Origin of the sequence: Anabaenopsis tanganyikae CS-531, from assembly GCF_029891675.1 — a bacterium.
Taxonomy (GTDB): Bacteria; Cyanobacteriota; Cyanobacteriia; order Cyanobacteriales; family Nostocaceae; genus Anabaenopsis; species Anabaenopsis arnoldii.
On record NZ_JANQDF010000003.1, the window covers coordinates 1 to 21,179 of the forward strand.

A 21,179-nucleotide genomic window follows, 5' to 3' on the forward strand; every position below is an offset into this window, starting at 1 on the left:
ATAGCGGTAGTCTTTCTTGTAAATCTTAAGAGAAATATCGCGTCTGGCTAAGGCGTGCAAGTCTACTAAGGGATAACCGCTCCCATGCTCCCGTTGAAGTAGAAAGTAAAGTCTAGCTTTGTCTAGGTTTTATATAGCAGAAGTGGAATAAATATAAAACATGATGGACAAGAGTAATTTTCAAAAATACCGTTTTGTCTGTACCCTGACCTTTGGTGATATCTACGGTCAAATAATTGTTTGGCTAATTACAATCACTGTCAGTTTGGCTTCGGCTTTAGCTTTAATGGGTGCTAAACGTCCTGTATATGCTTTAGCAACTGTAGGTCTCATAGTTTTGTTGTCCCTACCATTCTTGCTATTTGCATTTGTCACCACGTTATTCAACCATATTGAAGTCACTGCTGTATCTCCAGGAACGAAAACCGAACCAATACCGGGGAATATTTCTCAGCAAAAACCAGTGGAAGCAACTAGCTGATTTCTGCGATTTAAACTCAGTACCACAAAAATCGTCAACAAGAGCGATGGCGCTCCGCGCCCGGCGGAGGCATCGCTCATCAGTTTAAACTACTTTTGCAAGTTACCAAGATGCAAACCGCATTCCTTAGCAGTGGATTCTTCCCACCACCAACGCCCTTCACGTTCATGCTGGTTAGGTAACACAGGTCTAGTGCAGGGTTCACAGCCAATGCTGACGAAACCGCGTTCATGCAACTTATTGTAAGGTACATCTAAAGCGCGGATATATTCCCACACCTGTGCAGAAGACCAGTTGGCTAAGGGGTTAAACTTAATTAACTGATGGTCTGGAGTCGAAAAAGCAGTATCAACTTCAATCACCGGGATATGGTTGCGGGTACTAGGGCTTTGGTCTTTGCGTTGACCTGTAATCCAAGCATCCAGAGTATTGAGTTTCCGGCGTAGGGGTCTGACCTTGCGAACCCCGCAGCATTCTTTATGACCATCTTGATAGAAACTAAACAATCCCTTCTCTTCTACTAAAGCTTGCACTTCCCCAGCATCAGGAAATTGGACTTCTAATTTAATACCATAATGTTCTCTGACCTGATTCAATAACTGGTATGTTTCGGGGTGCAATCGTCCGGTATCGAGAGTAAAAACACGGAAATTTTTAGTAACTTTTGATGCAATATCAATGAGGAGAACATCCTCAGCACCACTAAAAGAAATGGAGATATTGTTAAAAGTTTCTAAGGCAAATTTAAGAATTTCCCTGGGTGTCCTTTGACTATATTCTGCTTCTAAGGCAGGAATATCTAAATTAGTTGGGGTAGCTACCATATTTTTGTGTTCTTTGCTTCGGCAAACTGAATTTTACCAAGTTAAGATGCTGTTCTACCATTCAACCTGGAGAATAGTGGAGTTTTAAATAGGGTATCAAAGCGACATCAAGATGGGATCTTGCCATAGTTACCTTCGCTGAAGCCATGCCAAAAATAGGATAGAATTGTAAAGAAATATTAAGGACTGATTTCCATGAGTTGGTTGTTTTTTGCCCTGGGACTACTCACCGCAGTATTAGCGATAGGGATTTTATTATATTTACTCACCCCTCGTCGTTACCAATCATCTAACTCCGTAGCCAATTCTTACGACCAATGGACAGAAGATGGGATTTTAGAATTTTACTGGGGCGAACACATCCACTTAGGTCATTATGGATCACCACCACAAAGAAAAGATTTTCTGGTGGCTAAATCTGACTTTGTGCATGAAATGGTGCATTGGGCTGGTTTAGATAAATTACCCGCCGGTACAACTGTTTTAGATGTTGGCTGTGGCATCGGGGGTAGTAGTCGTATTCTAGCAAAAGATTATGGATTTGCGGTAACAGGGATTACCATCAGTCCTCAACAAGTCCAACGTGCCCAGGAGTTAACGGACAATGGACTGGATGTGAAATTTCAGGTAGATGATGCTATGGCGCTTTCCTTCTCTGATGCCAGTTTTGATGTAGTTTGGTCTATTGAAGCCGGTCCGCATATGCCAGATAAAGCCGTTTTTGCCAAAGAATTAATGCGGGTGCTCAAGCCGGGTGGAGTGCTGGTTGTGGCTGACTGGAATCAGAGGGACGAACGCCAAAAACCTCTGAATTTTTGGGAAAAACCCGTAATGAAACAATTACTAGATCAGTGGTCTCATCCTGCTTTTGCCAGCATTGAAGGTTTTAGTGAACTGTTATCAGAGACGGAATTAGTTCAAGGAGAGGTGAAGACAGCAGACTGGACACAAGCAACACTTCCTTCTTGGTTAGATTCTATTTGGCAAGGAATAGCCCGTCCGCAGGGATTAGTGCGTTTTGGGATACCTGGTTTGATTAAATCTGTGCGAGAAGTTCCTACACTGCTACTGATGCGACTGGCATTTGGTACAGGTCTGTGCCGCTTTGGGATGTTCCGCGCTGTGCGGAAATAATCTCACTCAAAACTGAGTATTTTGATGCTGATAGTACTTATGGGCTGCCATGGCCATAGCTAGAAATCCCCACATAATCATACCAGAAAGACCGATCATGGTACTATAGCCAACTAGCTGCACACAAAAAGTCATACTAATCGCGCGGGCGGTACTGACAAAAGTATCAAACCGAGCTTCAGCATACTGAAACACGCTGAAAATTATCAACATAAACCCGGCCAGATAAGGTATTGCACCCACCCAACCCAGGGTAAAAAACATATCTAGAATACCACTGTCAAGGACAAAGACTTCCAATTCACCAGTCTTTTCATTCAGGGTCCAGATATTTCCTAATCCGTTACCTAAAACATTAGAAAGAGCTAAGTTTAAATTTCTCTCATAGCTTTCTGATCTCTCATTAAAGCTAGTATCTTTTTCTAACTGAGAAAATGTTTCTAACCGATTTGTCACCACATCAGAAATCGGCTCAATATTAGTCAAGGGTATAACAGACATGATGATGATTAAAATCATGGCCATTAAGCGCATTTGAAGATGCGCCTTGACGGAACCAAAAATCATCACGATTCCCAACAACCAACCCAACCAACTAGTACGTACTTGTGTCAGTAAAAATGACAAATAACCAAGGGCTGAGGCCGGTAAAATTAAGCTTCCCGAACTGGTGAATAATAACAGTAGTCCTGTTTGCATAAGAGAAGCAAACGGTCCAGGTGAGTGTAAAGTACTCCATACCCTCATACCAAAAGGTTCAGGACTTCCTGAACTTGTATACATTTTCGATTCTATCAGCCAGTATCTATCCCATTCCGGTGCGACTACAAATTGATAGATAGCATAAATACTTAATAGCAATACAGCCCAGATGAATATACGTTGAATATTCTGGCGGTAGCTGGGATAGTCTCGCCAGTTGATAAACAAGTGAAAGGCAAAGAGAATGGGACTTAGCCAATCTAAAAGACCCCTGGCTACAGGTAGGGGTGAATTATGAACCAAACCGATTAAAAAACCATAGAAGACCGCGATAGAAGCTAAAATAAATGGCATGGCTCCCTGAGTGGAAGCCCGGGGAGAGTGGCGTAAAAAAGTCGCTATAGTCACAAATACTACTAAGTAAGGTGCTATGAGCATCTGACGGGTGGGGTCCCAGCCAATTCGATAGTCAACTAAACGGGCGGCTAAGGGTGTAAGAAACCATATCCACCAAGTAAAACCGATATAGAGAATGGGATGACGTAAGTATAAGAATATGGCTACTGCTAAAGCGGTCACGGGGTAAACTAAGCGCAATAAAGCAGCAGCACCGGCAAAATAGGAAACTACAGTCAGTAGCAGAAAGCCGGAAATAGCTAGCCAACCTTGTAGCGATCGCTCTTGGGGAAAAAAGTGTGATTCTGAAAAACTATTGAAATGTATTTGTTTAGAAATCATGATCGCCAATAACTAATGACCAATTACGAATTGTCGATGTGCTAACCAACGTCCCCGCCAGGACAGCAATAACTTTTGTCCGGCAATTTTACCTTGACTAGGTAAAAGTCGCAGCCATTGGATTAAACCTAAACTATCTCTTGTCCCTACTAATAATGCCCACAGCCAAAACACAAAATGACGCGATCGCGGCAGATGTTCTAGTAAGACTAAAGTTTCATTATGAACTAGGTTAATCAAAGCAATTTCATTAAAGTTGTGGCGTTGGTCTTCATCAAAACGTTGGGCTGGATAGTGATCTACCGCCACTTGGGGATCATAAATTATTTTCCAACCAGCCCGCTTTAAACTCAGAGTAAAGGCCATTTCAAAGTGTACCTGCGCTCCTGTACCACGCATTCGCTGATCAAATGTTAATTTCCCAATTGCTTGGGTACGAAAACTCATATTCACCCCTTTGAGAACATCAACTTCCCGGGGTGATCCTACTCCTAAATGGTGGTTACCAATTACCCGGCCGAACCACTGCAACTTACCAACTATGGGCTGTTGACCGTCTTCAATTTTGTCACCGTAGTGTACCCAATCCCGACCACCGACACCGCCAATAGCAGGATCAGTGATAAAGTGAGCGTTGATTCTTTCCAACCAATCAGAATGAGGTGCCGCGTCATCATCAGTAATAGAAACAATATCTCCTATTACCACGTTCAATCCGGCGTTGAGTGCGGCTACTACTCCCGGCTCTGTCACAGGTACAATATGTAATGGTAACCTTTCGGCGTAAAATCCGCCGAGGAATTGCCAAGTCTGGGTATCTGTATCCCGAACCACGACAACTACTTGATCAACTGGTTTAGTTTGTACTTGCAGCGCCAAAAGGCAACGTGATAGATCTAGAGGACGGCGATAGGTGGGGACGAGAACCGTATTCCTCATGATTCATTAACTCCTCAAATAAATCTAAATAGGTTTGTGCCATACTGCTCCAACTGTGTTGTTCTGCAACTAAACGCGCGGCTTTTCCCATTTGTTGGCATAATGAGCGATCGCTACTGAGTAACTGTAATGCTTGTGTTAAAGCTTTTACATCGTCTGAGTTTGACAACACTATTCCCGATTCTGGTGTTACTAAAGCAGCAGCACCGGTGGAACTGGCGGTAATTACAGGTAACCCAGAAGCCATGGCTTCAATAACCACTAACCCAAAGGGTTCATAACGTGAGGGGAAAACCAAGAAATCCACAGCTTTCATCAGTTCTGGTACATCAGACCGCTGTCCCAAAAAATGTACGCGCTGACAAAGTCCTAATGATGCTGCTAACTGAAGATAGGGGCTTCCTTGAGTATTTCCCGCTACGACTAGATGTAAGTCAGGAACTTGGACTAAGGCTTGTAAGACTGTATCTAAGTTCTTGCGCGTCAGTCTGATATCGCCCGCAAACAATGCTAAGGGTACATTTTCGGGTAGTTGCCATTTTTGGCGATCGCTGACTCCTGGGGAAAACTCTTGTAAATCAACGCCGTTTAAAATTACTTTGATAGACTCTGGGGGTACACCTATTGCTTGTAAGTCCTGAGCGACTTGATCAGAAACGGCTACTACTACTTGAGCTTTAAGAAAAGCTGGTTTTTCCCAATGTGCATTTAAAGTTGTGTATAGCCACTGGTAGGAGTTATATAGGAAATTTCCTGGTTTTTTTTGAGTTTTATTAGAGGTAAATTTCCCCCAAGAATTATGGACAAAATGTACTGCGTTGACATCTCCTGGGGGATTAGTAATTGCGCCATTAACTTTTACTATGTCCACTTCTTGGCGATGTTGTTTTAACCATATTGTGCTTTTAGTGGCGAAAATAATGTTACGGAGAAATTCTGTAGGATAGCCTTTTACAGGAATATCAACCCACTTAATTAGGTGACTTTGCTGTAATTCTAAATCTACTTGACTAGCTAATAATGTTAATTGATAACCGCGACGAATTGCTTCTTGGGCTACTTCATAATTAACTCTACCCTGACCATCACATTTTTGTAGGCTATGGGTAACGATACAAATTTTCATTTATTACCTTTCAGGATTTGATATGTAATACTAGTTTTGTCGGTACTGGTAATTAATCATTAAAAAATTAGCTGGTGCCATAGCTCTTCTGATTCAGGTAGTTGTCAATTTATCTTGCTGTTCTGAGTAACTGATTGGTGATAAATTTGGGTGTAAAACTCAGAGTTAAAGCTGCAATAGTGCGGAAATTAAATTTCTGCTGTTTGATGGATCGCCAAAGGTGATAACGTGCTGTTTTTGTCTGTTGATTTCGTAGTAAACCAATTCCCAATGTGGTATGGGATTCTAACAGTTTTCCTTGAAAGTAAGATTTAAATTCCTTTATACGACTATCTTGTATAAAGATTTGGTAACAGAAAATCTCGCTTTTGGCCTTGCGAATTTTTGCCTGTGCATCACGATTACCACTGAGTTGAGTTTCAGTTTCGTGATGGTCTCGATATAGTGTTAGTCTTTCTGGATGATAGTAAGCACTAGAACCCGATATACAGCAGAGGTAGGTTAAATATAAATCCCACATCCCCCCAATTTCTGAGGGAATAATCTCCCAATCAATCACATGATTGCGAATTAAACAAGCTGCTGCTGTGGGTATGCTTTTATCTATTAACCCAATTTTATAGAATGGTTGATGAGTTCCAGTGGCGAGTTTATCTCGCTTATAACTGCGTGTATTCAATTCAGTTCTATCATATTGAATCTTGCCATACCTATCGATAATATATTGGTCACAAAAGGCGATGATTAAATCAGAATTTGCTTCTAAGGGTGGTACAAGCTTTGCTAAAAAGTCCTCCTTCCACATATCATCATCGTGGAGAGTAGCGACATATTTACCACGCGCCATTTTGAAACCATGTATCTGATTTCCCAGCATTCCCACATTTTCTGAATGTCGCCAAAAGCGAATGCGTGGATCTGCAAAAGATTCCACCATGGCTTGGGGACTTTCTGGACTGCAGTTATCAGAAACAATAATTTCAATGTTTCTATAAGTTTGGTTAACAGCACTGGCGATCGCCTGCTTGAGGTACTCTGGTCGATTATAAGTGGGAATGACTACACTCACCAACGGGCTATCTGTAGGGTTGAATTCAGTATTTAGTGACATAATTTCGACTATTGAGATGATTTTAAAACTTTATTGTTAGTGGTTCTGTCCTCAAATTGGGCGATGGTTTGCCCATAAATTTCTGCTAACCTTTGCAGGTGGATATCAATAGTAAATTCTGTCTGGTACCAAGCTTGACCCCTCTCACCCATGAGTCGGCTTTTGGGATAATTAGTGGCTAGTTCGTTGATAGCATGAGCTAATTGTTTGATATTATTAGCTGGAACTAAAATTCCTGTTTCCCCATCTCGTATATGTTCGGGAATACCGCCTACAGCACTAGCAATGATAGGTCGATAGTGACTATAGGCTTCCAGGGTTACTAGACCAGCAGGTTCAGGCCAAAGACTAGGAAAGACTACGGCAAAGCACTGTTGATAAAGTAACTCTAATTGCTTACTATTACACCAACCATGCCAAGTAATGCGATCGCTTAAGCCCATTTGACTGGCTAGTTTTTCCATGGTTGGCTTACTCCAACCATCGCCAGCAATATCAAGATGAATTCCTGGGTGAGTTTGCGCCAAAGCTTTAATCAACCATTCCACGCCTTTATCGGGAACAATGCGACCAGCAAACAAAATCCGCTGATTTTGATGAGTGGCTAAATTTAAAGGTGCTGTGGGTTGTGTAGGTGGTTTGACACCACACCGCAGTGTCACCACTCTTTGCGGTGGGATACCATTACTAATGATTTGCTGACGTACATAATCACTGTTAGCAATTACAGGAATTTGCAGTTTTTTGAGTCTTTCTAGTGGATGGTAAGTGTTAAACCAATTGTGTATCAGCTTTTGCGGTCGGCGGCTACCACAACCGTCTATCAAATGTCCCCAAGCACACCCCAGAGGATTTATGGGGCGATCGCACACTTTGGCGCGATTGGCTAAATATTTTGTGCCACTAGGACAATAGCTAGAGTGATTATGTAAAGTCAATATGGCTGGACATTCTTCCCGCAAATCCAGCAGCATATCTGGGTCGTGAATGTGCAGTAATTGGGCTTGCTGCTGATCGAAATTCTTTAAAGAAGAAATTGTGCGATCGCTGAACCCAGTCATGGGAGAATTTATCAAAGAGGCTAAATAAGTTTCAATACCCCCACCCCCACTGATATTAGTACGGGAGCAGTGATAGATCATTTTCTTATCAACTAATGTGTAACTCATATTGACTCAAATTGTTTAGTTATAATCATCATTTTTCTCTAACACAAGTTAGGATGAAAATTTATATTGCTACATTCATCCAAAACTTATGTCTCACATCACTGACATAATGCCGTAGAGCAATTGTTTTACTCGCCAATTTATCTCTATATATAAATTGATCCATGACATTCATTACATACTTTTCTGAGCAGAGGGGAACGCTATCATGATTATGAATTGTTAAATGGACAATGGTTTGTTCTGTAAAATAGCTTGGTGTTCCTGATAAATTTGCTAAACGTTTGATGGCAGAACTCCAATCTAACTCATGCTTAAATAAAATAAATCCCGCATTGATAGGATTTAATTTTTCTGTTTCTTCATAAAGGATTCTCCCATCTAGTGAATTTGCACAATCTGGTAAATAATGGCAGACTGGACTATCTGAATTAGCCAACTCTACTAAATCACTTCCCCCTGGGAAGAATAAAATATCTGAGTCTGTATAGATAGTGGTACCATGAATGGGAATTGACATCAATGCTGATAATTTTTTACCCATAGGATGGATTTGGGCATAATCACATACACATTGCGGTAAATCTGGTTTAATAAATTCGTTGATGGGTATGACTTCAACACAGGGATGAATCCGGCGCAATAACTGACAACTCAAATCAGTATAGCTACCATCAGAAATCACGGTAAATTTATGAGGGATACCAACATGAGTGATAAATGAGCGAATACTTGCGACTTGTTCGGGTAAGTCTCGTTCACAAGATAATGCATATACAGTCAACGGAACTTGTTGAGTTATTTTGATGTCACGTTTAACGGTTTTAGCTATCTTAGATTGATATAAATTACGGTTAATTTTTCCTTGCAATCTAGCCGCATGATAGCCAATATTTACCATTTTTTATATCTCCTAAAAATCAAGAATATATCAATTTATTCTGCAATCTACCAGCGATAAATCAGGATAAATTTATCCAGGGTTACCCATTTGATATTGGGTCTTGTGATATTCCCATAACTTGCCTTTAAGTTCTAATAATTCCTGGTAATTACCTTGCTCGACAATGCGTCCTTGTTCTAATACCACGACTTTGTCTGCTTGGGCGATGGTTGAGAGACGATGAGCGATCGCAATCACTGTTTTACCTACAGATAGCTTTTCGAGAGATTCTTGAATCAAGCGTTCAGTCATGGAATCAAGAGCGCTGGTGGCTTCGTCCAAAATCAGAATTTCTGGGTCTTGCAGCAAAGCCCGGGCGATGGCAATTCGCTGGCGTTGTCCTCCAGATAATCGCACTCCGCGATCCCCCAGTTGAGTATTTAACCCTTCAGGCATTTCTTCAATAAATTCGAGTGCATTGGCTAGTTGAGCAACTTTGCGAATTGCAGCTTCAGTCGCCCCTTCTGTACCGTAAGCAATATTATTCGCCACAGAAGTATTGAAAATAAAGGTATCCTGACTGACAACAGCGATTTTCTGTCGTAAAGATTTAATGTCAAATTTGCGGATATCCACGCCATCAATCATGATATTTCCGGCTGTTGGATCATAAAATCGGGGAATTAAATCAATCAATGTACTTTTACCAGCACCAGTACCACCAACTAACGCCGTAGTTTTACCTTTTTCAATACTTAGGGTAATATTCTTGAGCACTGATGTATTAGCATCATAGCCAAAATCCGCTGAGACTACATCAATTGAATACTCTAGCCCATTAAATGGAAGATAACCATTTTGTAAATAGGTTTTATTGTCAGTTCTAATTAACTCCTTAATATTATCGGCTGCTCCTTCGAGTGTGCTTAAATGGGCTCTAGTGCCATTAATATCTTGGACAATTGGCACAACGCGAAAGAGAACAAAGAAAAATGTCAGCAAAGAAGCTACCTGTAGGGTTCCATTGGCAACAAAAGCAGTAAAGGCAAAAACAATCATGCCAATCAGAATCGTACTAGCTAAAGCTTCAGCTAGCGGTCTAACCAGCGCCCAGGTTAATACAACTTTGGTGGCGGTGCTAACTACTTGATTGCTAGCTTGATAAAAACGATGGCGCTCAAATTCTTGAGTTGAAAATGCCTGAACAGTGCGAATTGCGTTAATAAATTCAATAGCTATAGAGGTAAATTTCCCATTAGCAATTGAGGTACTAAAACTAGTTTCCCTAGCACGGGAATTGAGTGTTGATAATCCAACCCCTATTAAGGTGAATAATAGAAAAGAAATAATTGTCAGCTGCCAAGATAATAAACACATGGAGACAAAATAGACACAAATGGTTATCCCTCTAGTTATCAAAAATGCTGCTCCACTAAACCACTGTTTTATTCTCTCAATCTCCGTAGTGATAGTATTAATTATTTCGCCGGATTTGGTGTTATTAAAATAACTTAAAGGTAATGCTTGCAACTGTTCAAAAATTTGTTTACGCAAGCGGTCGGCTAGACGTAATTGAGATATTTCTATGTATACTTGTGCGAGGTAATTGAAACTAGCACGTATCCATGTACTGACTAAAATTAGTAAGGAAATACGATATAGTCTCTCAATTGCCGATGTCTGAGTCGCTAAAATCCAGGTGTCAAACCAAGAAATTCCAGTTTGAATTGGTTCGGCATCAGGGGTAGTTAAATTTTGCAAAAATGATAAGAGAAAGCCGATACTAAAACCTTCAAAAGTTGCAGCTAGCACTGAAAATAGTAAAGCGAGAATAGCAACTTTGCGGAATTTGTTAAATTCTCGCAATATTAAAGAATTTTTCTGCCAAAATTTACTGGCTTTAAAGCGATCGCCTAAGACTTGAGCAGCTTGAATATACATGATTCTTTTACAAACATAATGTGATCAATTGGAACAGTCATAGAGATGCTCAACAACCCTTTAATTTGAGTAAGACAAAAAATTGCTAATCTTTGTCTAGGGTGCGTCAGACAAAGCGCCATAACGCACCTGAGAGACTAAATGCATTTAGCAGAAAATCACAGTGTTGGGTTATCTAAATGCAAGAGACTAGATTGTTGCCATGAATCGGTCATGTCTGATAATTGATTCATCTGCTCTTGTCCGGCCACAGTTAGAGCAGTTTCTAAAGTACAATTAGGAGATACCATCAAAGTCGTTTCACCGCGCAGCACATTCCACAACTGGGGTAGATGGTCTAGATCGTATTTACGCATCCAACGCCCTAAAGGTGTGAGATTCTCCTTTGTGGTTGTACAAAACTTGAGGGCACGAAAGATTTTACCTCGTTTTCCCACCTGCCACTCACTGGTGAAAATTGCCCCTGGTGACTCCACCTGTAAAATGACAAATAATACCAGCATAACTGGACTCATGAGTAGTAGCAAAAACAAAGCGGTAATCCAGTCAATGAGTTGTTGCCAACGGCTAAGTTGTTTATTGTTAGAGGGTAGGCGAAGAAATATGGGCTTACCAGCTTGCTCGCAGGCTTCAACCCACAGTGTCAGATAATCCTTGCCAACACTGGGATCTATACTGACCAAATTTACCGGAGAATGTTTTAAGCAATTGACTAATAATTGCTCATCATGCAAGGAAGGTAAGTAAAGGTGTTTAGTTTTTCCGGGGGATTTAACTAACAACTGACCACGCCGCCATTGGAGTGTACAGTATGAAAAGCGATGATTGTGGTGTTGCTCGGCTGGATGAGAGGAATTGCCGAGGGTAGGAGGAATTAATGAAATTGTCATATGTCTTTGGATCTATACAATAGTGAATCGCTGAGTTAATATTGAAGGCTATGAATGCCAAAGACTCAAACCGAATTTTGTTTTGCTCCAAAAATAGGTAATTGTGTGCCGAAATATGCTTTTTAAGTTGCACTCCAGATAACTCTATATTTTGGGCAATTATGCCGGTGTAAAAATGTAAAAACCAGAAGGATACTTAGGAAATAAGTAGCAGTAAACATACTGCACAAAAGGGAAATTAAGGGGATTATCTGATCAACATGGATAATCGAAAAGTGCTTCAATAAAATTCCCTCATCCCTTAAGTGCGCCATAAATTCATATCTACAATTAGTTGCGACTACCTATTTTTTTCTGAATCTCACAAAACCAGTTTAACCTTGACTTTTAGTTGTTGCGTTGGGGCTTTAATGTCTAGGATATAAGACCTTTGAGACCTGACTATATGGTGGGGTAAATTCTTTATTTAGTCTTTAAATAGCCTCTGCTTTTTATCCTTAATTATAAAGCTACTATAAATATAGTTATTTTGAAGTAATAGTATTATCCTGGAAATTTGATATTAGTCATATCCGAGAAAGAATGTAGAGAGTTTCCAGGGAATATCTCTATAATGGTTATAGGATGGGCATATTTAAATTCTGGATATGTCTATTGAGAAAGTCCAGCAATGGGGGCTACTGGATTTGAGGCAATTACAGACATATTTATTGGGGTGAGGTACACTCTTAGCGGTCAGGATACCTACCCCAGAATAATGTTAGTATTCAGATTTGTGCCTCATCTATCTACAAACTGCTGGATCTAAAAAAAAGATATGTGCGATCGCCCAAGCGCTGTTTCTGGGATGGAGGGCTTTTGTCACTTCCCAGACCAAACACTGGGTTAGGGCAGTTGACCTGAGCGATCGCACATAATATAAAACCTTTCAATTGGTAAAGCACACTGATACAAGTAAACGCTTCCTCTGTTGCTCACCTATTTTTCCAAAACTTGTTGTAGCGCTAATTGGGACGACTTAGACGGCTGGGGATACTGTACATAGGTACTGTCAGAGTTTGAGACTCCACTAGCCACAACCCCGATGAGGTTTAACTTACTCAACATACCTGTAGCTTGGGCTATTTGGCTGCGAGTTACTTTACTCATGCTTGCTGTGAGTACCACACTACGACAAGATGAAGCTGTAAGCATGGCATCCACCAAACCAAGAACTGGCGGAGCATCTATGAGAACCAAATCATAATTTTCCTCAAATTCCCCTATTAATTCTTTCATGCGTGGTGAACTCAGAAGATTTGCGGGGTCAATAGGTATAGGCCCGGCTGTTAAAATATCAATGTAAGCCGAATCTAAAGTAGGAATACCATGACGGTTGGGAATAGCCGCATGACTAGCCAAGAGGGTAGATAGTCCTTGCTCATTGGGAAGATTGAGTTGTTCGTGGAGACTGGGATCTCTTAAATTAGCATCAATGAGTAGTACCCGCTTGTGTAAACGAGCTGCACTCATAGCTAAACCCAACGCCAAAGCTGACTTACTCTCATCTGGTAAAGGCGAGGTAACCATCAGGGACTTCAAGTTGGGAACAGAATTTAAAAGTTCAATATTTTTCAAAATTAAATCCAGGGATTCCCAGCGCGGTGCTGATTGCAACACCTGAATAGTCCAGGGGGCAAGAACTTCTGGTTTCCCAAAAGGTAACTTAATAATTGATTCTCTGCTTTTGGTAGTTGGCAGTTTGGGAGTAGTTCCCAACAAGGGTAAGGAAACCTGTTTTTCCAGTTCAGCAGTGGTATGAACAGCATCATCAGATGCTTCTCGAATAAAAGTAGTCATACCTCCTAACATCAAGCCAACTACTGCACCCAACAACAGATTCTGCTGGAGATGGGGCCCCATATAAATACCTAACTGCGGTTCTTCCACAACTTCCCAGTTAAAGCCCCCTTTGGCAAGTTCTTGGCGCAATTTCTGTTCTGCTCGCAATAGCTCCTCTAACCTTTCACGGCTAAATTGTAGCTGTGGCATAATCCGATTGTAATAAGCCAACAGAGGCGGAAAGCGTTTGATTTCAAAACGCAATTCATTTTCTTTTTCCGCTAAAGTTTGATCGCGGGCGCTTAAAGCAACTATAGTTGTTTGGGTTTCCACTAGCTGAGTAGCCAGATTCAGGTCAATTTCGCCAAATTGTCCTTGTTCTAAAAGAGGTACTTGGGAGGAGAATACACCATTAGACTGTACGCCTAAAGTTCTGCTAACCTCTTGTTGCAATAATTTCTTCTGGCTTTCAAGTTGTTCTTGAAGCTTTTGTACACCGGGAGTTGCATCGGTAAAGCGCAACCGCTCTTGAGCTAGTGCTAGTTCGGTTTTTTGAATTTCGTTGAGTAAGCCTTGGTAACGGGTAGACTGACTCAGACGAGAAGCAACCAGAGCATTTTGTGGAGAACGCCTGAGTTGTTCTTGCAAAGTTTTTTGGCGTGCTATGGCCTCTTGATACTGAGAACGGGTAGTACGACGCTCTTGTTGAATAGCATTTAAAGAGTCTTCTAGGGTTTTAGCTTGTGACTCAGGATCGATTAAATTTTGGTTTCTGCGGAATCTTTGCAGATTAGTCTCTGAGGCGTTCACTTCCTCGCTGGCTTTATTTAACTGTTCTCGAATAACTTGTAAACCTTTTTGTAACCGCGCATCCTGTTGCTGTTTATTATATTCGACATAAACTTGCCTAATTGCGGCCAGAACTTTTTGTGTCTGTTCGGGATCGTTGGCACTATACTCTACTTGGAAAATTTTTGTAGCTAAATTATCTTCTTTATTCCTGATTTGATGAAGAACTAAAGATTCTTTAATTTCGTTGACATTGATCTGAGGATAGTCAGATTTAAGTTTTTCAACTGCTTGTTGAATCAGTCCTGAACTTTGCATGAGATTCAGCTGGGTTGCTGTGTCTATCTTAATGTCAGGCTCGATAAATTGAGTGTCTACTCCGGCATCTTCTCGCCTACCTTGATAATTAGGTTCTACAAGCAACTGCATGGAGCTTTTATAAGTAGGTTTTGTCCTTGAAGTTACTAGAGCTGCGATGGCAATTGAAGTCAAAAATACTGCTAAAAACCAAGGAAACCTCCGAATTAATATCTTAAATAGCTGTCCGTAGCTTGGTTCTATACTAGAGTTAGTAATGTGATTTATACCCGGACTAAGACTAGGTTGATTCATGTTTATTATCCTTATCTGCTATACGTTATACGTAGCGTAAATCCCTTTAGGGATATAGTGATACTAATTTTAAATTCTCCCTGATTCTAAACTTTCAGGCTAACTATGACAAGATATTTTATGGTGGGTACATAAGCTTTACCTAATCTTTAATTTAGAAATTATAACTCCCTGTTTATTTCTAGATGTGTGATTTTTTGTGGCTGGTTGATAATCTGTATATAATGCGTCACAAATTATCAATTTACACTGCAAGTTTGTTCAATAAGCTGCTCAACCTTGTTAAAAAATACTGGTTCCGAAAAATTATTAACTGCATGCTTACGAATACTTTCATAATCCCAAATGATTCGTCCGGACTCTAGTAATGCAGATTGTATGGACTCGGGTGTTTGTCTCTTAAACAATACCCCTGTTTTGCCGTGTATCTGTGTATCTAAAACTCCACCTGCCCCGTAGGCAATCACTGGTGTCCCACTAGCATTTGCCTCAACTGGAACTAATCCATAATCTTCTAAAGCTGCAACTATTACAGACTTGGCCTTAGAAAATAATTCTTTGCGTTGAGAATCACTGACGTGTCCTAAAAATTTAATATTATCTAAAGCTTTGGCTTTTAGACGTTGTTGTTCAGGTCCATCGCCTGAAATTAATAATTGCCAACCTAGCCAGTTAAATGCTTCGATGATTATATCTAGCCGCTTATAGCTGATCATCCTCGCCGAGGCCAAATAATATTCATCTTTTGTATCTGAGAACAAGAAATTATTTGTATCAATGGGATAGTTAATGGCAATTGCTTGTTTGTTATAAATTTTTTCAATACGACGGGCAACTATACTAGAGTTAGCAATGTAAAGATCGGGTTCTTGAGCATATTTCAAGTCCAGATTTCTCATTAGTTGAAAAATTTGCTCAATTAATGGCGCAAAATATCGGTAGTCTCCATATTCCCTTAAATAAGTTTCCGTATCCCACAGGAAACGGGTAACATTATGACAAAAACAAATATGTTTTGCATCTGGACGTTTGCGTACTGCTTTGGCAAAGCTCGTACTGCTACTAATAATCAAATCATAATCTTGTAAATCCAAGGCGCGAAAGGCGGGAAAATACAAAGGAGCCATCAATCTAAAATACTTGACTGCGCCGGGAATTTTTTGCAAAAAAGTAGTTTGGACTATACGCTCACCCATATCAATAGTTTTTTGCGGATTGTACAAAGAGGTAAAAACATCCGCTTCGGGATAGCGCTTACAAAGTAACTCAAATACACGCTCTGCCCCACCGCGCTGGGTTAAGTAATCATGAACTAGAGCAATTTTCATAGTTGTGTCTAAATTTATTCTTAAGTGTGTTGTAAAAGTTTCTAGCTAGTTGCTCTTAATAACTTGAGTGTTGAGAATTATCAATACCCATTCTTATATCTTTCACCTCTACATACAAATCTAGACAAGGTGAAAAGGTCTGCCCTCATGATCAATGTTGCTTGGACTACAGTCCTCACTACAAACTGAGTTTATGTGTTGGTGGAAGATTCCCTCAAACATCCTCTGAGTTTTTGAGGGATTTTCTTCACTGCACTGATACAGAAGGTACTGTTGTTACCCAACCATTGCGAGAACTTTTTCTGATGCAAAATAAGCGTTTTGTTCGGCGCGCAGTTGGTCGCAAAGTCTACCTTGAGGTAACTCTACATCATCGTAGGTGAGGACTTGATCCTGGCAAATGTCTCGTTTGAGGCGACAGCCTTCGGCTAAACCGATGGGTAGCAATTTCTGCTCTTGAACAATGGCAGAATTCTCACATTGGCCGTAGGTCATATAGTAGCCGATACCATCTAAGGTTTCGCCAGCTTTGAGGTTAATTTTGGCAGTGGTGATCACATCCACCACTGGGCCGGCCAGGGGAGATAAGACAGTATCCTGGAACAGGACAGCACGCGCTACAGACAATGGAACTTCAAAATGGCAGAGGTGATAGGGAGTGTAGAAGCTATATAAAGGACCTTCACCTAATTTGTACAAATCTAGATAGTGACGTTGTTTGGGGTCTTCGTGAGTAGCAAATACAAACACGCCGGGGCTGGGTTGAGCGCCAACTACATAATCAACAATACCACCAAGTTCTTTTAGTTGTTCAACATCGTACATTTTGGTCATTTGATCAACATGACCGCTGAAGTTGTAACCTAGCATTCCGCGTTGGGCTACTTTCATTCCTGTAGCGTTAGCAACGATGGCTTGCTCGAAGGAAATTTTGGTTCCATCGGCAAAGCTGGTCACCATGTGGGCTTTTTGACCCCAACGTTTAGCAAATCCTTCTTGGGTTGTAGGATTGCGATAGGGGTCTTGAAGTCCTTTAATATTACCGCACAATAACGGAGTCAGACCAATACTTTTGACAAATCGGTAGAGATTCATTTCTACCCCTGGTTGATCTCCATCACAGGCGCTGAGAATGATTCCGGCTTTGTCGGCGTACACCTTCAGGATGGGGCCGATGGTAGCGTCAAGTTCGGCGTTCATCATAATCACATGTTTACGATGGGCGATCGCTTGCATCACAATGTGAGCACCAAATTCGACTGCGCCAGTAACTTCGATAATGGCATCAATTCCCTCAGCTTGGCAGAGTAATTCAGCATCTTCGGTAACTGCATATTTATGCTGTGCGATCGCCGCTTCTAATTCAGTGACACTGGTAACAACTTGAATATTTTCTTGTCCTGCTTCTGTATAAGCTTTTTTAGCTGCATCAACCTGACGGCTAAAAACCGCCACCAACTCCATTCCCGGAACTGAATTAATAATTTGATTCGCAATCCCTCGACCCATAAAACCAGCACCAATCATCCCCACTTTCACTGGATTTCCAGCTGCGGCGCGGGCTTCTAAGGCACGATCAATAATAATCATTAGTTGAACTCCTGTGTGTTAAATAGAACTATTTATGTAGTCCGGTGATCTATCCCATGAAACTTCTAGGTCAAACCATTTGAAATTAATGCCCTTGATACTTGTTTGGTTGTGTTCTTTGGATCCTTAGTGGTTCATTCCTTGACCACTTATAATGCATGGCACAACTAGGCACTACCAACAGGTATCATTTCTAGTAATGTCCAATTTAAATCCTTGTCGGAAATGTGAGTAACTTCTAAAGGCCATTCAATATTAAAAAATGGGTCGTTATAGCGTAATCCCCGTTCATAACCTGGTGTATAAAACTCACCCACTTGATAGACAACCTCAGCCTCATCTGTGAGAGTTTGATAACCGTGAGCAAACATTTCTGGTACGTACAAAGCCCGGTGATTTTCGGCGCTTAATTCCACGCCTATATGTGATAAGAAAGTCGGCGATTCAGGACGCATATCAATAATTACGTCATAGATTACCCCTTGAGTACAACGCACTAATTTGGTTTCCGCAGCTGGGGAAACTTGATAATGCATTCCCCTAACAGTCCCTTTTTTATGGTTAAAAGATATATTACATTGGGCAACGGTAGGTTTTAAGCCATGTGCCATAAACTCTTGAGCGCAGAAACCACGGGCGAAAAAGCCGCGATGATCCGGCTTTTTGTCAACATCAACAATGAATGCGTCTTTGAGTGCAGTTGGGGTAAAATTCATAGAATTTATCTTGATAAGTCCTTGGGAAAAAGTTAGCACTATCTCGGAATTGGTGGTTTAATTGCTCACATTTCCCGTATATTAAACTCCCAACAGAGAAAATTTTCGTTGCTGAAAATCTGCAAGTTGCATAAACTGCTGAATCTGAGATTGGCTTTTTTGCTGCATATCATTATCTTGTTGCCAGGCTTTAGTCCAATCCACAATCCAAGCTAAAGCTGTTGGTAAATCTAATTGTGGTTCCCAATTAATTTGAGTCCGGGCTTTAGAACAATCCAAGGTTAAAAAATTAGCCTCATGGGGTTGAACTCCACCATCCTGAATCCAATGAGCATCGTCACCCCAAAACTGCTGTAACTGATTAACTACCCAAGCTACAGTTTTCACTCCTGATTCATTTGGCCCAAAATTCCAGCCTCCAGAATATACTGAACCGTGAGTAAATAATTTTTCAGCTAGCATTAAATAACCGTTTAGGGGTTCTAGAACGTGTTGCCAAGGGCGCACTGCTTGGGGGTTTCTAATGACAACTTCTTTCCCGGAAAGCCAAGCATTGAGAATATCAGGAACTAGCCGATCCTTAGCCCAATCTCCTCCACCAATGACATTTCCGGCTCGCACGCTGGCGATCGCTACCCCATGTTGGGGGTAATCAGCGGGATTAAAAAAAGATTGACGATAAGCCGTAGTGACTAATTCAGCGCATCCTTTACTACTGCTATAAGGGTCATATCCTCCCATAGGATCTGTTTCCCGGTAACCCCAAACCCATTCGCGATTTTCATAACACTTATCAGAGGTGACTGAAACTACTGCTCTGACACTGGGTACATTCCTGACTGCTTCCAATACATTGACTGTTCCCATAATATTCACCGCATAGGTGTCTACTGGGTTGTAGTAAGATTCCCGCACCAAAGCCTGAGCCGCCATATGGATGAGAATATCTGGCTGGTAGGTTTGCATGACTTGCTGGAGAAAATCTAAATTTCTGATGTCTCCTACCACCGATGTCATTCCATCAGCAACATTAGCTAACTCAAACAGATTCAAGGCTGTGGGCGGAGTTAAAGCATAACCACAGACCTCAGCCCCTAACATTTGTAACCAGAGAGATAACCAACTACCTTTAAAGCCTGTATGTCCGGTGACAAAAACTTTTTTTCCCGCCCAGAAATTTGATTCCATTTGATCAATTCTCCTCATACAATACTGCGTAAATAAACCAGCTAATTACCACACTTTCCACGGAGCTTCACCACTTTTCCATAGCTCTTCTAGGTGGTTTTTATCGCGTAATGTATCCATGGGTTGCCAAAAACCATGATGTTTAAAAGCAGAAAGCTGATTCATCTGTGCGAGTTTTTCTAATGGTTCTTTCTCCCAAACCGTAGAGTCATCAGCAATCAAGTTAATTACTTCTGGTTCTAAAACAAAGTAACCGCCATTAATCCATGCGCCATCACCTTCAGGTTTTTCCTGAAAGCTGTTGATTTTAGTTTGCTCTTGTCCTAAGGAAATAGCACCAAAGCGTCCTGCGGGTTGAACTGCGCTGAGTGTCGCTAGGCTTTTTTGTTCTTGATGAAACTTAATTAACTCTGTGATATTTATGTTACAGACACCATCACCATAGGTAAAGCAAAATGTACTGTTACCAACATGCTCACTAATGCGTTTTAATCGTCCACCGGTCATAGTGTAATCCCCCGTATTAACTAAGGTGACGCGCCAGGGTTCAGCATAACCAGAATGTACATTCATTTGGTTGAATCGCATATCGAAGGTAACATCTGACATATGTAAAAAGTAATTCGCAAAATACTCTTTAATGATGTAACCTTTGTAGCCACAACAAATAATAAAGTCATTAATACCGTGGGCAGAGTAAATCTTCATAATGTGCCAAAGAATTGGTTTACCACCAATTTCCACCATTGGCTTTGGTCTGATACTAGTTTCTTCACTGAGGCGTGTACCCAGTCCTCCAGCCAGAATTACCGCTTTCATATAATTACCTTGTTGAGGATTTTATCGCTTGTTGACTTTTGAACTTCTCAGGATAAAGAAGATGCACGCGTTTTGATGAGAAAAATTTGCTGGGATAAGGTCTTTATTTCTCTACATAATATAACTATTTTTTTTAGTAAATTAATAAAGATTCTATGAATAATTTCCTGGAGAAAAATAAAAAAATATAAATAATTTTTCCGGGATATTGCATTAATTAAATATGCTAAAAATAGCGGTTCTTCAGTACCTAATATGCTAAATTGTTTTGATAAAATCCGAAAAGGCTTACCGTATAAGGGAAATAATGTTGGTTATTGAAGAAAATGCCTGAATATTCCTTCTTAATCTCTGTTCCCTGTTCCCTGTTCCCTGTTC

18 protein-coding genes are annotated in these 21,179 nt (G+C 40.8%); 3 read left to right on the top strand and 15 right to left on the bottom strand.

Annotation, left to right across the window (positions count from 1 at the left end):
• Positions 1 to 163: 163 nt before the first annotated feature.
• Positions 164 to 481: a hypothetical protein gene (locus tag NWP22_RS00160; protein WP_271731279.1), complete on the top strand. Its 318-nt coding sequence runs from the start codon at positions 164 to 166 to the stop codon at positions 479 to 481.
• Between the two features lie 89 nt (positions 482 to 570).
• Here NWP22_RS00160 and NWP22_RS00165 read toward each other — a convergent pair whose 3' ends face one another.
• Entirely contained in the window at positions 571 to 1,305 is a 735-nt protein-coding gene (locus NWP22_RS00165) for a phosphoadenylyl-sulfate reductase (RefSeq protein WP_271731261.1), read from the bottom strand.
• Positions 1,306 to 1,500: 195 nt separating this feature from the next.
• Between NWP22_RS00165 and NWP22_RS00170 the strand changes: the two genes are divergently transcribed.
• Positions 1,501 to 2,439 (top strand): methyltransferase domain-containing protein, encoded by a 939-nt coding sequence (locus tag NWP22_RS00170; protein ID WP_271731262.1) that lies wholly within the window; start codon positions 1,501 to 1,503, stop codon positions 2,437 to 2,439.
• Between the two features lie 6 nt (positions 2,440 to 2,445).
• On the opposite strand, the gene NWP22_RS00175 is transcribed toward NWP22_RS00170, so the two are convergent.
• From NWP22_RS00175 to hepC, 8 genes are all read right to left on the bottom strand, one after another.
• Positions 2,446 to 3,879, bottom strand: a complete 1,434-nt coding sequence (locus NWP22_RS00175; RefSeq protein WP_271731264.1) for an O-antigen ligase family protein — start codon at positions 3,877 to 3,879, stop codon at positions 2,446 to 2,448.
• A gap of 12 nt (positions 3,880 to 3,891) precedes the next feature.
• A complete protein-coding gene (locus tag NWP22_RS00180) occupies positions 3,892 to 4,818 on the bottom strand; it encodes a glycosyltransferase family 2 protein (protein ID WP_271731265.1) in 927 nt (308 codons plus the stop codon).
• The gene (locus NWP22_RS00185) at positions 4,736 to 5,944 is read right to left on the bottom strand and encodes a glycosyltransferase family 4 protein (RefSeq protein WP_271731266.1); all 1,209 of its coding nucleotides are present in this window, start codon (positions 5,942 to 5,944) and stop codon (positions 4,736 to 4,738) included. Before NWP22_RS00185 ends, NWP22_RS00180 begins: the two co-directional genes overlap by 83 nt.
• Before the next feature lie 109 nt (positions 5,945 to 6,053).
• The gene (locus tag NWP22_RS00190) at positions 6,054 to 7,055 is read right to left on the bottom strand and encodes a glycosyltransferase family 2 protein (protein ID WP_271731267.1); all 1,002 of its coding nucleotides are present in this window, start codon (positions 7,053 to 7,055) and stop codon (positions 6,054 to 6,056) included.
• Positions 7,056 to 7,063: 8 nt separating this feature from the next.
• Positions 7,064 to 8,224, bottom strand: a complete 1,161-nt coding sequence (locus NWP22_RS00195) for a glycosyltransferase family 4 protein (protein WP_271731268.1) — start codon at positions 8,222 to 8,224, stop codon at positions 7,064 to 7,066.
• 61 nt (positions 8,225 to 8,285) lie between these two features.
• Positions 8,286 to 9,125 carry a hypothetical protein gene (locus NWP22_RS00200; protein WP_271731269.1) on the bottom strand — a complete coding sequence of 280 codons (840 nt, stop codon included), beginning with the start codon at positions 9,123 to 9,125 and terminating at the stop codon, positions 8,286 to 8,288.
• A 72-nt stretch (positions 9,126 to 9,197) separates the two neighbouring features.
• Entirely contained in the window at positions 9,198 to 11,048 is a 1,851-nt protein-coding gene (gene hepA / locus NWP22_RS00205) for a heterocyst formation ABC transporter subunit HepA (protein ID WP_271731270.1), read from the bottom strand.
• Between the two features lie 158 nt (positions 11,049 to 11,206).
• The gene (gene hepC, locus NWP22_RS00210) at positions 11,207 to 11,938 is read right to left on the bottom strand and encodes a heterocyst development glycosyltransferase HepC (RefSeq protein WP_271731271.1); all 732 of its coding nucleotides are present in this window, start codon (positions 11,936 to 11,938) and stop codon (positions 11,207 to 11,209) included.
• 773 nt (positions 11,939 to 12,711) lie between these two features.
• Here hepC and NWP22_RS00215 point away from each other — a divergent pair.
• Positions 12,712 to 12,855, top strand: a complete 144-nt coding sequence (locus tag NWP22_RS00215; protein ID WP_271731272.1) for a hypothetical protein — start codon at positions 12,712 to 12,714, stop codon at positions 12,853 to 12,855.
• A gap of 61 nt (positions 12,856 to 12,916) precedes the next feature.
• On the opposite strand, the gene NWP22_RS00220 is transcribed toward NWP22_RS00215, so the two are convergent.
• From NWP22_RS00220 to rfbF, 6 genes are all read right to left on the bottom strand, one after another.
• Positions 12,917 to 15,160 (bottom strand): GumC family protein, encoded by a 2,244-nt coding sequence (locus tag NWP22_RS00220; RefSeq protein ID WP_271731273.1) that lies wholly within the window; start codon positions 15,158 to 15,160, stop codon positions 12,917 to 12,919.
• Between the two features lie 239 nt (positions 15,161 to 15,399).
• Positions 15,400 to 16,488, bottom strand: a complete 1,089-nt coding sequence (locus NWP22_RS00225) for a glycosyltransferase (protein ID WP_271731274.1) — start codon at positions 16,486 to 16,488, stop codon at positions 15,400 to 15,402.
• Between the two features lie 276 nt (positions 16,489 to 16,764).
• The gene (locus NWP22_RS00230) at positions 16,765 to 18,078 is read right to left on the bottom strand and encodes an NAD(P)H-dependent oxidoreductase (protein WP_271731275.1); all 1,314 of its coding nucleotides are present in this window, start codon (positions 18,076 to 18,078) and stop codon (positions 16,765 to 16,767) included.
• Positions 18,079 to 18,245: 167 nt separating this feature from the next.
• A complete protein-coding gene (gene rfbC, locus NWP22_RS00235) occupies positions 18,246 to 18,794 on the bottom strand; it encodes a dTDP-4-dehydrorhamnose 3,5-epimerase (protein WP_271731276.1) in 549 nt (182 codons plus the stop codon).
• A gap of 81 nt (positions 18,795 to 18,875) precedes the next feature.
• Positions 18,876 to 19,982: a CDP-glucose 4,6-dehydratase gene (gene rfbG / locus NWP22_RS00240; protein ID WP_271731277.1), complete on the bottom strand. Its 1,107-nt coding sequence runs from the start codon at positions 19,980 to 19,982 to the stop codon at positions 18,876 to 18,878.
• Positions 19,983 to 20,027: 45 nt separating this feature from the next.
• The gene (gene rfbF / locus NWP22_RS00245) at positions 20,028 to 20,801 is read right to left on the bottom strand and encodes a glucose-1-phosphate cytidylyltransferase (RefSeq protein WP_271731278.1); all 774 of its coding nucleotides are present in this window, start codon (positions 20,799 to 20,801) and stop codon (positions 20,028 to 20,030) included.
• Positions 20,802 to 21,179: the final 378 nt, after the last annotated feature.